The sequence below is a fragment of the Aliarcobacter faecis genome (assembly GCF_013201705.1).
Classification (GTDB): Bacteria; Campylobacterota; Campylobacteria; order Campylobacterales; family Arcobacteraceae; genus Aliarcobacter; species Aliarcobacter faecis.
Genome location: NZ_CP053837.1, coordinates 1,662,030 through 1,676,238, shown reverse-complemented (window position 1 = coordinate 1,676,238; position 14,209 = coordinate 1,662,030). Strand labels below are relative to the sequence as shown.

Annotated in this window: 14 protein-coding genes; 7 read left to right on the top strand and 7 right to left on the bottom strand. The window is 25.5% G+C overall.

Annotated elements, in window-relative coordinates; genetic code table 11:
• Window positions 1–14 precede the first annotated feature (14 nt).
• Window positions 15–1,676 (bottom strand): sensor histidine kinase, encoded by a 1,662-nt coding sequence (locus AFAEC_RS08465; protein WP_026806212.1) that lies wholly within the window; start codon window positions 1,674–1,676, stop codon window positions 15–17.
• A gap of 113 nt (window positions 1,677–1,789) precedes the next feature.
• A complete protein-coding gene (locus AFAEC_RS08460; protein WP_051487594.1) occupies window positions 1,790–3,253 on the bottom strand; it encodes a flagellin N-terminal helical domain-containing protein in 1,464 nt (487 codons plus the stop codon).
• A gap of 268 nt (window positions 3,254–3,521) precedes the next feature.
• Here AFAEC_RS08460 and AFAEC_RS08455 point away from each other — a divergent pair, with 268 nt between their 5' ends.
• The 6 genes from AFAEC_RS08455 (at window position 3,522) to AFAEC_RS08430 (ending at window position 7,148) form a co-directional block, all read left to right on the top strand.
• Entirely contained in the window at window positions 3,522–3,920 is a 399-nt protein-coding gene (locus AFAEC_RS08455) for a hypothetical protein (protein WP_148294539.1), read from the top strand.
• The gene (locus tag AFAEC_RS08450; RefSeq protein ID WP_026806210.1) at window positions 3,917–4,291 is read left to right on the top strand and encodes a hypothetical protein; all 375 of its coding nucleotides are present in this window, start codon (window positions 3,917–3,919) and stop codon (window positions 4,289–4,291) included. The genes AFAEC_RS08455 and AFAEC_RS08450 overlap by 4 nt, the downstream gene beginning before the upstream one ends.
• 19 nt (window positions 4,292–4,310) lie before the next feature.
• Window positions 4,311–4,709 (top strand): lysozyme inhibitor LprI family protein, encoded by a 399-nt coding sequence (locus AFAEC_RS08445; RefSeq protein ID WP_051487592.1) that lies wholly within the window; start codon window positions 4,311–4,313, stop codon window positions 4,707–4,709.
• 59 nt (window positions 4,710–4,768) lie between these two features.
• The gene (locus tag AFAEC_RS08440; RefSeq protein ID WP_081754522.1) at window positions 4,769–5,017 is read left to right on the top strand and encodes a flagellin; all 249 of its coding nucleotides are present in this window, start codon (window positions 4,769–4,771) and stop codon (window positions 5,015–5,017) included.
• Between the two features lie 134 nt (window positions 5,018–5,151).
• Window positions 5,152–6,450 (top strand): polysaccharide deacetylase family protein, encoded by a 1,299-nt coding sequence (locus AFAEC_RS08435; protein ID WP_051487591.1) that lies wholly within the window; start codon window positions 5,152–5,154, stop codon window positions 6,448–6,450.
• Between the two features lie 17 nt (window positions 6,451–6,467).
• Window positions 6,468–7,148 carry an N-acetylmuramoyl-L-alanine amidase gene (locus AFAEC_RS08430; RefSeq protein WP_051487589.1) on the top strand — a complete coding sequence of 227 codons (681 nt, stop codon included), beginning with the start codon at window positions 6,468–6,470 and terminating at the stop codon, window positions 7,146–7,148.
• A 167-nt stretch (window positions 7,149–7,315) separates the two neighbouring features.
• Here the strand turns inward: AFAEC_RS08430 and AFAEC_RS08425 are convergent, their stop codons facing one another.
• Window positions 7,316–7,777 (bottom strand): lysozyme inhibitor LprI family protein, encoded by a 462-nt coding sequence (locus tag AFAEC_RS08425; RefSeq protein ID WP_034216575.1) that lies wholly within the window; start codon window positions 7,775–7,777, stop codon window positions 7,316–7,318.
• A gap of 99 nt (window positions 7,778–7,876) precedes the next feature.
• Between AFAEC_RS08425 and AFAEC_RS08420 the strand changes: the two genes are divergently transcribed.
• The gene (locus AFAEC_RS08420) at window positions 7,877–8,878 is read left to right on the top strand and encodes a L,D-transpeptidase (RefSeq protein ID WP_051487588.1); all 1,002 of its coding nucleotides are present in this window, start codon (window positions 7,877–7,879) and stop codon (window positions 8,876–8,878) included.
• A gap of 123 nt (window positions 8,879–9,001) precedes the next feature.
• Here the strand turns inward: AFAEC_RS08420 and AFAEC_RS08415 are convergent, their stop codons facing one another.
• The 4 genes from AFAEC_RS08415 to rnc are packed head-to-tail and all read right to left on the bottom strand — an operon-like array spanning window position 9,002 to window position 14,161.
• Complete coding sequence (locus tag AFAEC_RS08415) at window positions 9,002–11,656, bottom strand: phosphoethanolamine transferase (protein ID WP_026806207.1); 2,655 nt, start codon at window positions 11,654–11,656, stop codon at window positions 9,002–9,004.
• A gap of 9 nt (window positions 11,657–11,665) precedes the next feature.
• Window positions 11,666–12,418 (bottom strand): M15 family metallopeptidase, encoded by a 753-nt coding sequence (locus AFAEC_RS08410; RefSeq protein ID WP_026806286.1) that lies wholly within the window; start codon window positions 12,416–12,418, stop codon window positions 11,666–11,668.
• Window positions 12,408–13,484: a chorismate synthase gene (aroC, locus tag AFAEC_RS08405; RefSeq protein ID WP_026806206.1), complete on the bottom strand. Its 1,077-nt coding sequence runs from the start codon at window positions 13,482–13,484 to the stop codon at window positions 12,408–12,410. The genes AFAEC_RS08410 and aroC overlap by 11 nt, the downstream gene beginning before the upstream one ends.
• Entirely contained in the window at window positions 13,481–14,161 is a 681-nt protein-coding gene (gene rnc, locus AFAEC_RS08400) for a ribonuclease III (protein ID WP_026806205.1), read from the bottom strand. The genes aroC and rnc overlap by 4 nt, the downstream gene beginning before the upstream one ends.
• Between the last annotated feature and the right edge of the window lie 48 nt (window positions 14,162–14,209).

The following is a 14,209-nucleotide window of genomic DNA, read 5'->3' as shown; positions in this document are numbered from 1 at the left end:
CGGATATTTTACAATTATGAAATGTCAGCCACATGGCAATTTAAGTGATATTCAAAAATATTCTTATTTTTTGAATTTACATAGATTCTTATATTATATTTATCACAAATATCTTTTACAATTGAAAGTCCAAGTCCATGTCCACTAACAGAACTATTTTCTCTTGAATATTTTTTAAAAATATTTTTAGTATTGTTTATATTTTTTCCTGTTGAAATAAATTTAAGAATATTATCTTTTAATATAATTTTTATAGAACTATTGATAAAACTATATTTTATTGCATTTGAAAGATTATTATCTATCAATCTATTTAATTCAATTTTACTAATATGTATAAATAAAGTATTTGAAATATCTATATCAAATACTCTATTTTGAGTTTTTGCAATAATCTCAAAATATTTTATTCTATCAAGTAAAATCTCTTTTAAATCTAATGTTTCAATTTTATAATCTATATGCTCTTTTGTATGTAAAAAAGTCATATCTTCGTATGAATTCTCAAGAGTCCTTAAAGCACCTTCAATTTTCATAGAGTATTTATCTTCTCCCAAAAATTTATCTCTTAATTGAGAATTTATGCTAATGATAGATAAAGGAGTTTTGATTTCATGAATGGAATGTTCTATAAATTTATCTTTATAACTTAAAAGTTTCTCTTTATATCTTAATTTTGTAAGAATATATATTGAGATAATTCCTACTAAAGATACTAAAGAAATAATAATATTTAGATTATTTTTATATTCATTATAGCTTGTTTCATCAAAAGCTATACTATAAATAATTTTTGCATCATTAAAAATAGGACTTTCTTGAATAACATTTAGATATTTTATATTTTTGAGATTACTTTTTTCTTGAAAAGATGAGAGATAATTTTCTTGGCTTATATCTTTTAATAATTTCTTACCTTTTTGAATTTTCTCTTCAATCTCTTTTGGAGTTGGTTTTTTTATATTTGATAATTTAAATATAAAATCTGCAATAAATCCATCAGCATAAGCTACAAAAGTATTTGAGCTTTCAATCTCAAAATTTTCGTTAATGATATTCCTAACTCTTTCTAAATCATCTTCTAAATCATAGTAAGTAAAGCTAACTTGTAGAATTTGATTCCCTTTATTTATTGCTGAATCAGAATAACTAAAAAATTTTGAGTCATATATTTCAAAAATAGGTGCTGAAATACCTATTTTATTAGTTAATTTTCGCTGTTCAATTTCATCTTTTGCAAAACTTAAATCAAAACCTAAATCTGGAAAATATGTTGTGTTTTTTATAATTAGGTTTTCATCTGTAATATAAATATTGTAAGGTTTCTCTGGTAAACCTTCATTGATTTTTTCATAAATTTCATCTAAAGGGATATCTAAAGGTTTATTTTCTAAATATTTTAAAACCTCTTTATGTTTATCAAGTAAAATTTCTTTTTGTTTATCATATTTGTATAGAAGTTTTGTTAAGAGATTGCTTGTTTCACTTTGTAATTTATAAAAAATTATTTCTTGTTTTTTTAGATGATTATTTTCTAAATATTTTGATAGAAAAATATAACCTATAAAATTTAGAAGTAAGAAAATAATTATGGTAATAAATAGAAAACTTGAGAACTTAGGCATAAATAATAGTTTTTTATTGAATTTTATTATTGTTTTATCTATTTTGAACATATTTCCCCTATGTAATTAATCTATTATAGCAAAATAATTATTTATAAAAATTTTATAAACTATTCTTTACTATTTTTTTAATGTAAACTTTTATTTATATCATAAATTTTAAACTATTTTAAAAGTTGTGCTACCCAATTTTTCTCAACTTGACTAGCTTGTGATAATACAAAAGAACCAGCTTGTGCAATGATATTTGATTTATTGAAATTTGCACTCTCTTGAGCATAATCTACATCTCTTATAATGCTCTCGGCATTTTTTAGATTTACATAACCTGTAAGATTGTTTCTAGCACTTGATTCTAATTGATTTGTTCCTGCTCCTACATTTGCTCTTTGAGAATTTAATTGAGAAAGAGAAGCATCCACAACATCCATAAGTATTTGGGCTTGAACTTTTAGAGTTGGATTTGTATCATCTCTTACAAGTTGTATAGAATCACATGCACAACCTTGTTCATCAGGTATCGGTATTGAACCAATATTTTCATTATCTTCACTTTCCCATTCAGCTCCAACATCGTAAGAACCATTTCCATTTATAAAAACAACTAAGTTTTCGGTAACATTTGGAATCACTATTATTTCGTCATTAGCATTAAGATTAAAAACTTGATTACTCCCTTGTTTATCAATCCAATTTACTGTAGTACTTCCTAAAGCATCTTTTGTAGAGTTTAAAGGATATCTACTTATATCATCACTATATGTTGCCCCTATATTAAATTTATTTGGATATAAATATATAATATTTGCTGGTGAATAGCCATTATCCCAACTAGAATGTCCAGCTGGAGTTCCTGCTACATGGGTACCATCTTTCGTAAATATTTGAATAGTGTCATTCATACCATGGTCATTTAAATGAATAGTTAGATTTTTAGTTCCTGTAGGAATTTCTATCATAAAGTTTCCTGCAGGATTTGAACTATAATTAACTCTATTATTTAAATCATTACTTAAAACAATCCCATTCCCTGGAGTTCCAATAGTTGGTGGTGTTGGAGTAGTTGGTGTTGGAACAGGTATAGGAGCAAAACCACTTATAAAATTTTTTAGTTTATTTGGATCATCTAATCCCATTTGCCTAGCTTGTATATTATCTATTTCAACAGAGATTAAATCACTTGCATTATCAGCAATTTGAAAATCAAATGGGCTTGCACAACCAGTTAGAAGTGGAGTTTTATTGTAGTTTGTAGAGCAAGCAATTTTATCATAACTATCAATTAGTTTTAAAATATCATTTTTTATCAAAACTCTTCCATCTTCACTTGTTGTATCTGTATTCATTTGTATAGCTTTAGCTTTTATGGTATCTAGAATATTACTCATTTCACTTATAGCTTTGTCTGCAATATTCATCATAGCAATTGCACTATTTGCGTTTTCTATTCCTTGTTTTATTCCACTTGCTTGAGTTCTTAATTTATCTGAAATGGAAAGTCCTGAAGCATCATTGCTTGCTTTATTTATTCTTAATCCAGTAGATAGTTTCTCTAGTGAATTTGTAAGACCTTTATTATTATTTATTGTATTTTGTTGTAGTAAATTTGAAATTATTCCTATATGCAAAATATACCTTTTGGATAAATTATTTTTATATTCTAAATATTCTAACAAATAGAAATGTCAGCCACATGTCAATCACTTGTTAATTTAAATAATTTGTTATTTTTTATTAAAAAATTAAAATTGACATGTGGCTGACATTTCAGTTTTGTAAAATATAAAATAAGGAGTTAATCTGAAAACAATTTTTGAAGCAATTATTTTTTGGACAATAGTATATTTTGTTACTAATTATATATTTGATGATACAGAAGAAAAAAATCTTCATAAAGTGGAAGAAGTTAAAATTAGCAAGTCGGAAAATATATCACCAAAAGGTTTACTTTATGATTTGTATGTATTGGGTAGTGATTATACAGATGTACAAAGAACAAATATGATAAATGAATTAAATGGAAGAGTTGTTCAATGGAAACTACCACTTTATGAAGTTAGTAGAGAAAGACAAAATAAATATAGAATTCAAACTAGTTCGGGAAATTTATTTGGAGCAAATTATGTTAGTACTTTTGCAACTCTTTACACACAAAATCAAAATGAAGCTAAATATGTTGAGAGTTTGAAAACTGGTGATATGATAACAATAAAAGGGACTATAAATGGAATAGCTGGTATTAGAAGTATAAATATTGAACCAGCAATATTAATTTTAAATAGGAGAAATAAATGAAAAAAAATAGATGGTTTTTAGTAGGTACTTTATTGAGTTTATCACTGTTTGGGAATTTGTATGCAAATAATGAGATGCCATTTAAACTAACTTATGAACGACAAATTGAAAAATATAGTAGTTTTTATAGAATGGTTTCTTTAGTTGATAACTTAGTAGTAAATAATATACTCATAAATAAAGGTAAATGTATAACAGACCTTGCATTTTCTGATAAAATGACAAAAAGTAAAAGTTTTCCCTTTAAACTTTCTGAATATGATGTAAAAAATTTCCAACCAGCTTATGCAGTTGGTATAGTTTGTGAAAGTGTTATGAGAATAGATATTGAAACAAATTTTGGTACATACTCTTTTGATGTAGAACATTAATTTAAAATTAGGAGGAAAAATGAAAAAAAAAGTTGTATTTATAGTAACTTTATTTGCAACAATCTCTTTTGCAACTTCTCAACATTCATTAAGTTTTGAAAAATGTCTGGAAGGAAAGTGGAGAGATGCAGAAATGGCAGCGTGTACATATGAGGAAACAAAACTTGAAGATAAAAGATTAAATCAAGCTTATAAGAAAGCTATGCAAACTATAAAAAAAGATAAAAGAGATGAATTAAAAGAGGTTCAGAGAGCTTGGATAAAATATAGAGATTTGAATTGTAATTTTAATTCTTATATAACAGGTGGAACAATGGATCAACTATTTGTGGCAGAATGTTTTTTGTCTATGACAAAAGAAAGGGCTAATGAGTTAGAGTTTATAGCAGAAATCTCTAATGGTGATTTAGAAGATTAAACAATTTATTATTAAAAAAAGCAACCCTTGACCAAAGAGTTGCTTTAAGTCGGTATTTTATTCAAAAATATTTTACTATACTCTTAATCAAAGTTGGTTTAACTCAAAACCAATTAGAATCAAGTGTGAGAAATAGTATGATAAGTTATGTAAATCTTAAAAATGCAGAGAGTGTGATAAGAGATGTTGATTATGCACTTGAAAGTGCAAATTTTAATAAACTAAATTTTATTGCACGAGCTGGTTCTTTTGTTCAATCTCAAGCAAATGAAATTGAAAAAAATTTTGTAATTTCTATTTTGAAGTAAGCAATTGACAGCAGGTTATTTTAAATCTTATCAATTAAATTTAACAATTGTGAATACAAATTAACTTAAGATAGTTTATGCTAGAGTGAAAATTATATTTTAAATAATTACTTGTTTTTTAGGGGAAATCACTAATGTTTAAATACATTTTATTTATTATTTTATTTGCTTTTATAAAATTATTTGCAGATAATAATTTTTATACTATTTCTATTTGTAGTGATGAAAAATATGAGAGTTCGCTATATTGTAAAGACAATATCATAAAAGAGACTGAATTAGATATTATTATTACTAAATCAAAAGATACTTTATATAGAACAAATTATGGTAAATTTGGAACTAAAAAAGAGGCTTATTTACAGATGAAGAAATTGAGCAGAAGCACTAAGCAGTTTGGTGTTTTTGTAGTAAATATTGATAAAAACAATACAGAGTTTGAACTATTTGAAGTTCATAAAAAGAGTAATAATTTAAATAAAATATCTTCTTATAATGATAATAGTATTATAGATTTAAACCTAATAAAAAAGAATATGGAAAATTCAGAAAAGAGTGATAAATCTGAATTCTACAAAGAAAAAGTTATTAAAAAACTAGAAAAAGAAGATATTACAGAAAATGATAAGGTTGATTTTGAAACAGAGTTTAAAAAAATAGTTGAATTTGAAAATGTAGTAAAAAAAGTTTTATTAGAACACCCTGCAAAAGATGTAAAGTCGGAAAATAGTGAATCTAAACGAGATTTAGGTGTTGAAACAAAAAAAATTGCATATTTGACATTTGATGATGGGCCAATAGGTGCAACAAAAAATATTCTAAATGTTTTTGAAGAAGAAAATATTCCTGCAACACTATTTTTTATAGGTTATCAGATTAAAAACAATCCAATTATCTATGAAGATGCTTTGAATAGTAAAAATATAACTGTAGCAAATCATACATACTCTCATGCTTCAGGTGGATACCAAAGATTCTACTCAAATAGTGATGGAGTTTTAGCCGATATTGATAAAAATCAAAGACTTTTAGATAAATATATAGACAATAGCTTAAAGCCACTAAGATTTGCTGGAAGAAATGTATTTAGACTAAAAGATATAAAAACGAATGATGTTGCACTTTCTAAAGAACATACACAAAATGAACTATTAAGTTATGATAAAGTGCATAATAGTGGATATAGTATTTATGGTTGGGATGTTGAGTGGGAATTTGATGAAAATGGAAAACCAGTTCAATCTCCTGAACAAGTTCTTCAATATATGGAAACATCTTACAAAAATAGCAAAACAAAGAAAATGAATAAAGTAATTCTTTTAACTCACGATATAATGTTTAGTAATCACTATAATGGAAAAGCAAACTTAAAAAAACTAATAAAACTTCTAAAAGAAAATAATTGGAGCTTTGAGAGTATAAATCACTATTAAAATTTAAAGAAGAGTAATTGAGAACAAAACTAAAATATTTTTTACCACTACTTTTTATAAATAATCTTTTTGGATTTGATTTACTAATAGATACTGGGCATACACCAAAGAAAAATGGTGCTACAAGTTCAACTTGTATAAAAGAATATGAGTATAATAAAAGTTTGACTTACTCTATATTAGACATTTTAAAAGATGAAAATAGTTTAAATATAACTTTGAGTTCAAAGAATGAAAGTCAAGAGATAAGTTTTGAACAAAGATATGAATCTAGTAAAAATAAAGATTTATTTTTCTCTATTCATCATGATTCTGTTCAAGAACAATTTATAAAGTACAATGAAAAACCTTGTCCTCAAACAGACTATGCAAAAGGTTTTTCTATATTTGTATCTAAAAAGAATGTTGATTTTGAGAAATCTTTAATCTATGCAAAAATTTTTGCACAAGAGTTAATTAATTCTGGATTAACTCCATCTTTACACCATAATGAAAATATAAAAGGTGAGAATAGAGAACTGGTTGATGAAAAACTTGGAATTTATTATTTTGATAATTTAAAAGTTTTAAGAAATGCGAACTCACCTGCAATTTTGTTTGAAGCTGGAGTTATTGTAAATCCAGAAGATGAAAAATTTGTACAAACTAAAGAGTTTAAAAATATTGTTGCAAATGCACTAAAAAGGCTTAAAGATTAAATTAAGCCTATTTTACTTTATAATATTCACCCTCATCAAAATAGGTATTATAACCACACCATTTAAAACATCCGTCACTTTCAACTGATAAAAAAACGGTATTATTATTTATTTTGATTAGACTCATTTTACAAACTTTTTCATCCACACCAATATCATTTGTATCATCAGAATATAGTATTATTTATATTTCTGAACTTACCATCAGTAGTGCAAGTTCTTAGATTATGAGGATCAACTTTTACTATCATAAAATCATAGTTATTCTCTATAGTTAAGACTGAGTAATTTACTCTATATTCACCTTCAAATGGATTATTAAAAATCTTTTTATCATCATATTGTTTTAAAAATTCAATTCTTTTTGAATATACCTCTTTTAAGCATTGAACATTTTTGCAAGATGCTCTATCATTCTTTAGCCATGCAAATTGTATCTTTTTTAGATTTTCTTTATTTGAAACTTTAGACATAGTTTGTTTGTAAGTTGTTGCTAATATATCATCTAGTTTTGATAGTTCTGCATTATTACAAATTGTATGTTCTATAAAAGTATTTGCTGTTTTACAATTAAAACTAGCAGAGTGCAGTGATAATATAAAAACAGATATAAAAAAAATTATTTTCATAACTATTTCTTGTGAAATTTAGGATAAAATTATAGCCAAATAACCTTGTTCTTATTTAAATTTAGTAAAATATACTTAAATTTTCTAGGGGAGCTTTTTTTGAAGAAATTATTATTTTTTTCACTATTTGTAAATTCATTGTATGCAACTAATCAACACTATTCTATAGAAGTTTGTGTTACTAAAAATTTAGAAAATGCAGAGTATTGTAAGAATCATATAAAAAAAAGTATGGAAGGTGATGTTTATATTGTAGAAGAAAATAATAGATTTTATACATATTTAAATCTATTTGATGATAAAAATTTAGCATACAAAGAGTTAAGATATGTATCGGAGTTTGTGAAAAAACAGAAACCTTATGTAAAAGCTATCTCAAATTATCAATATTTAGCAATAAAATCAAATGAAAATAAAATAAATCCAAAACCTATAGAAAAAGTAGAAATAAAACCAAATATAGTTGAAGAGCTTATAGATAATGCACAATTAAATCATATCCCAACAGATGAAAATATAAACGAAGAGATTGTTGAATCTAATGGAAAATCTAATCTAGCTTTAGAAATAATAGAATCTGATACTGATAAAATAGAAGAAAATTTACCAAAAGCATTTGTTAGTAATGTTAATTTAAATGAGTTTGATAATATTCTAATAAAAGTAAATTCAAAGACAAATATTATGGAATTAAAAGGAGTAAAAAATAGTGTAGAAACACTAATTAGAACATATCTTGTAGCAACAGCAAGAGCTGGAGTAAAAAAACCTCAAGGAAAAGGAAATATCTCAGAGTTATCTTTAAATCCATATTGGTATCCAACTTCTTCAATTAGAAAAAGCTTTGCAAGAAAAGGTATAAATTTGCCTAATGTTGTTCCACCAAATCATAAATATAACTATATGGGTGCTGCTAAATTAAATCTTACTCATAGTGTAAATGGAGATACTTCATATAGAATACATGGAACTCTAAATGAGAGTACTTTAGGAAAAAATGTAAGTGCTGGATGTATTAGAATGAAGAACTCTGAAATTGTTGAATTAACAAAAGCATTTCAAAAAATTGATTTAAAGAAAATTATTGTTTATCTTTTTTAAACTATCTAGGAGTGTTAGAAATTAGATCTATTTGATAAAAGAATATCAATGATAAAAAAAGCAACCCTTGACCAAAGAGTTGCTTTAAGTTGATATTGTAGTTAAAAACTCTTTATTGCTTTCTTAATCAAAGTTTGATTTGTACTCAACTAAATAAAATTTCTTACTAAATCTAGTTATATTATTATTTTTTATCTCTTTTATAAAATTTTTATTATCAAGAGAAGTTTTGATTTTTACTATTTCACTACTATCTAAAATTAGTTTTGATTTTATATCAAATTTAGAAGATGAATTTTCAATCTCTTTTAAAATATCTTTGCTGTTTTGTGTTTCTATATATATTTTATCGATATTTCCTAAATTTATACTATTTAAAATATCTTCAAATGATAGAGAGTTATTATCTTTTATCACTAATTTATTATCGCTATCTAAAGTTAGTTTTAGTCCAAAAGATTTAAATCCAAAATATAAAACCTCACTTAGTTTTCCCAAGCTATTTATACCATTTACAATAAAATTATCACTAATATATGTATTGTTTATATAATCAAAATTTCTTTTTTGCCAATAAAAGAAGTTGTCATTTTGTGTAAATTTTATTTTTCCATGAAGTGTTGAAGCATCTTTTTCATTTATAAAATAGTTATTTGAACTCAAATCAAAATCACTTTTATATAGAGGTGTTTTAATATCTGTAAGACCTATTAAAGTATCGTACAATCTATCATTTGAGAAATATTGTTTTTGATTTTTCAAAATATTTTCATATTTAGTAGAATATTTATTTTTATAATTTTGTGAAAACCAGAATAAAAAAGGAATTTGAGTCATATTAAAGGTAAATTTCCCAGGATCATGAGCATAAGCTTTAAATACCTCTTCTGCATGGTCTGGCATATAAATCAAAGCATTAACACCTTCTTGTTTTTTAATACTTTCAATAAAAGAAGAAACTACAAAATCGTTGTAAAGTACACTATTATCATAACAATTTACAAAATTCTTAATATCTTTTTTTGAAGCTAGATTTTTTCCAAATGTTTTTTCATCTAAGTCATCATTAAAAACTCTATACTCTTGTGGAAATCTTTGGCAATATGCAAGATGGCTTCCCATTAAGTGAATAAAAATTGCTCTATTTTTTGAAGTTTTTGTCTCTAAAAATTTGTTTAGATATTTTATAAGTTCTCCATCATAGTTTTGTGTTCTTGTAGTTGTTCCTATTGAGTTATTTATACTTATTGTTTGATCTGCATTTGAAGCAATTATCGATACAAGATTATCCCAAGCTCCCAATAAATTTTGGTTTGTTAGCCAAATTGTTTCAAAATCTGCTTTTTTCAAAATATCAACAATAGATGCTGAATCAAAATATTTTTTGCTACTTCCTATATAAGCTTCTGTAAGAGCTAAAGATAGGGTACTCATAGTTAAAACATGGTTTGAAAGTACATTATCAAGTTTTAAAATCTCACCATCATTATAGAGTTTTTGCAAATTTGGAGTAGTTTGTCTTGTATAACCGTATAGTTGCATATGTCTTTTATTTAGAGATTCTCCAATCACAAAAATATAAGTCTCTCCAATTTCCTCTTTTGAAGCTTCAAAATTTGAATCAAAATTTTTCTTATTTTGAATATCTTTAAACTTTTCAAGCTCTTCTATATAAGTATTGTAATGCTCTTTTATAAAATTTGGAAGTTTCATATTATCAATATATGAAATAGCAATAATTGAAGTGCTTACAATTAAAATAAATATTGTTGTAAAATCAAAACTTTTAACTTTACTATTTCTATGCCACCAAGAGATATAAAATAAAAATAGTAGAGAGAAAATAATAAATAGTAGCGAACCAATAGGTACAAAACTAGTTATAAACTCTAAACTTTCACTTGTATTTGATTGAAAAATAGAGTATAAAGCCTCTTTTTCTAAAGGGATATTAAATGCTAATTTATATGAGATAAACATCAATGGAACAGATGCTAAAACAAAAAATAATAAAGCTGTAAATAGTGCTATGATATTTGCTATTTTTATATTTTTTGAGAAATTAAAAATTAGTGCTAAAAGTAGGCTAATTGCTATTAAAATCCCACTATTTGCTAGAAGAGATTTTATATCTATTTGATTAAATGTTGTATTTTCTGCATAAATTGATAGTAAAAATATGCTATAAACACCTAAAATTATTGCAGCTTGATTTTTTCTAAATGTTAAAAATAGAACTAAAAGCCAAAAAAATAGTGAAAATATTAGTAAAAATATATCACTAATTGCTATTTTGCCAATTCTAAGTTTTGCCCAAGCTTGATTTTCCCCATTTATTGAAGCAACAATTTTTATTTTATCATTTGGTGTAAAATAACTTTTTATTACTAGTGGTTTTTCGCCTGTTTTTATAATCTCTTTTTCTAAAAGTTTATCATTTTTAAATATTTCAAATAAAATATCTCCATCAATATAATCTTCTTGAGCAAAAAATTCTAGCTGTATAAAAGAGCTTTTTAAAAAGTTTAGATTTAAACTAACTGCTTCTTTCTCTCCAGCTTTGATATTGAAAAGTTCATCTTTTACTTGAGAAATATTTGAGTTTGTATTATCTTCATTTACTCCAAAAATCTCAAATTTGATATCATTTTTCTCAATAGTTCTAAAAGTCGTTGGACTAGTAACAAAAATAAATGTAAAAAAGATAAAAAAACTCCAAAACCCTATCCACTGCTTTGAGTATTTTTTACCTCTAGGAATATTCATATTAACTATCATTTACCTTACCTAATTTAAGAGTTCTGGTCTATATTCAAAGTGCATAGTATCGTAGTGATACCATCTACCACCCCAAATAAAACCATATTTTTCAAAAATTCTTATAATCTCTTTGGGAATTTGATTTTTATAATTTGCAATTTTATCACTTTTTTTCTCCCAAAGCCAATAATTTGAATATTTTGCATTTAAATCTATTGATATTGCAAAGCTATGAGAACTTAATCTTTGAGTTTTACTTATTTTTCTATAATTATATGTTCCTTCAATATTTGTAATATATTTTTTATACTCTTTTGGGAGGTTATCAAGTTCAAGGCTGATTTTTTCAAGTTTTTTATCAACTCCATTGATTTTATTAACTAAAATTGTTCTATTTTCTGTTTTTGGTAGCCATTTTATTTTTACTAAATTTTTCTCTATCTCTTTTTGATTTTCTCCATACATTTTTTTGAAAAAATTTTCATTCCTAAATCTTCCAGAGTCTTCATTTAGACTTGGCATATAGTTTAGATTTTCATCTATTTTAATATATTTAATACTTAGTTGCTCTTCTAATGAAGCATTATTTAGCTTCTCTTCATAAGGTCTATTTTTAATTTCACTAAAAAATGGCATTTTTGTACCATCTTTAAAAAATATGAAATTATCTTCATATTTTTCTAAAAAATCAGGATAAGCAATAATTAACTTATTTGCCATATCTTCATTGGCAAAAAGGTTTAAAGAGAGAAAAAGTAGAGATAAAAATCTATTTAGCATAGATTTTTTTGATATTTTCTACTTTTGAAGAGATATTTAAAAGCAACATATCTGCAAGAACTATTGCCATCATAGACTCTGCAACAACTGAACCTCTTACAGCTACACAAGGGTCATGTCTTCCTTTTAGTTTACAAACTACTTCTTGATTGTATATATCAATAGTCTCTTGTTCTATAAAAATAGATGGAGTTGCTTTGAAATAAACTTTTACATTTATATCATCACCATTTGAAATTCCACCTAATATTCCACCACTATGGTTTGTTTTAAATCCAGAGTTTCTTATTTGGTCATTATTATCAAACCCTAAAACTCTTGAAGCTAAGATACCATCTCCTATTTCTACAGCTTTTACAGCATTTATACTCATCATAGCATTTGCTATTTGAGCATCTAGTTTATGATAAATTGGTTCACCAAGTCCAATAGGGCAATTTTTTACATTTATAAGTGCTACACCACCAACACTATTATGAGAGTTTTTTGCAGTTAATATCGCTTTTTTTTGCTCCTCTTCTACATTTTTATCTAAAGCATAAATAGGACTATTTTTTACATTCTCAAAATCAAAGGATTTGGCTTCAATCCCATTTATTTCACAAATTCCACTTTTTATATCAATATTTAACTCTTTTAAAAGAAGTTTTGCAATAGCACCTGCTGCAACTCTTGCTGCTGTTTCTCTAGCACTACTTCTTCCTCCACCTCTATAATCTCTTAATCCATATTTATTAAAATATGTAAAATCAGCATGACCTGGACGAAACAGATCTTTTATATTTGAGTAATCACTTGATTTTTGATTTTCATTGAAAATTATCATAGCTATACTTGTTCCTGTTGTAACTCCTTCAAAAACACCACTTAATATTTCAACTACATCGCCTTCATTTCTCTTTGTTGCAAACTCATTTTGACCAGGTTTTCTTCTATTCATTTCAGCTTGAATAAACTCTTCATCTATTTTTAACCCTGCTGGAACTCCATCAACTATACAACCTAATGCTTTTCCGTGAGATTCTCCAAATGTTGTAAATCTAAATCTATGTCCAAAACTATTCAAATCTCTTCCTCTCTTAGTTTTTCTATTGCAATTTTTGCAACTGCTTGTTGTGCTAGTTTTTTACTTTTCCCACTGGCTCTTCCATAAGTTTTTCCATCTATTTTTATAGATACTTCAAACTCTTTTTTATGATCTGGTCCATAAGAGCCTTCAATGATATATTCAGGAATTGATGCAAATCTAGCTTGTGTTATCTCTTGTAAAGCAGTTTTATAATCGCTAAATAAAACATCAAGATTTATTTTGTCATAAGAGTCTTCAAGAAGTTTTAGAATAATCGGTTTTAGAGTCTCTAAACCACTTTCAAGATAGATTGCACCCATAATTGCTTCAAAAGCATCAGATAGAATAGATGATTTTGTTCTTCCTTTATTTCTCTCTTCCGCATTTGAGATAAAAATATAATCACCTAGTTTTATCTCATTTGCTAATTTAGTAAATCCTGTTTCATTTACTAAACTAGCTCTAATTTTACTTAGTTCACCCTCATTTGATTTTGGAAATTTTGTATATAAGTATTCTCCAACAATTAAGTTTAAAACAGCATCTCCTAAAAATTCTAATCTTTCATTGTTGTAAGGTTTTTTGAAACTTTTATGTGTAAGTGCTTCGATTATCAGATTTTTGTTTGTAAACTGATAATCCAAACACTTTTCTAGTTTTGAATAATCACTCAATTTTTATCCTTTATTATTTTTTACAAGATTATATCACAAAATATATTT

Excerpts from the sequence above, each read along its gene's own strand:
- AFAEC_RS08435 (WP_051487591.1), top strand. The coding sequence starts at position 5,152 with ATGTTTAAATACATTTTATTTATTATTTTATTTGCTTTTATAAAATTA.
- AFAEC_RS08425 (WP_034216575.1), bottom strand. The coding sequence starts at position 7,777 with ATGAAAATAATTTTTTTTATATCTGTTTTTATATTATCACTGCACTCT.
- AFAEC_RS08415 (WP_026806207.1), bottom strand. The coding sequence starts at position 11,656 with ATGATAGTTAATATGAATATTCCTAGAGGTAAAAAATACTCAAAGCAG.
- AFAEC_RS08445 (WP_051487592.1), top strand. The coding sequence starts at position 4,311 with ATGAAAAAAAAAGTTGTATTTATAGTAACTTTATTTGCAACAATCTCT.
- AFAEC_RS08450 (WP_026806210.1), top strand. The coding sequence starts at position 3,917 with ATGAAAAAAAATAGATGGTTTTTAGTAGGTACTTTATTGAGTTTATCA.
- AFAEC_RS08465 (WP_026806212.1), bottom strand. The coding sequence starts at position 1,676 with ATGTTCAAAATAGATAAAACAATAATAAAATTCAATAAAAAACTATTA.
- AFAEC_RS08410 (WP_026806286.1), bottom strand. The coding sequence starts at position 12,418 with ATGCTAAATAGATTTTTATCTCTACTTTTTCTCTCTTTAAACCTTTTT.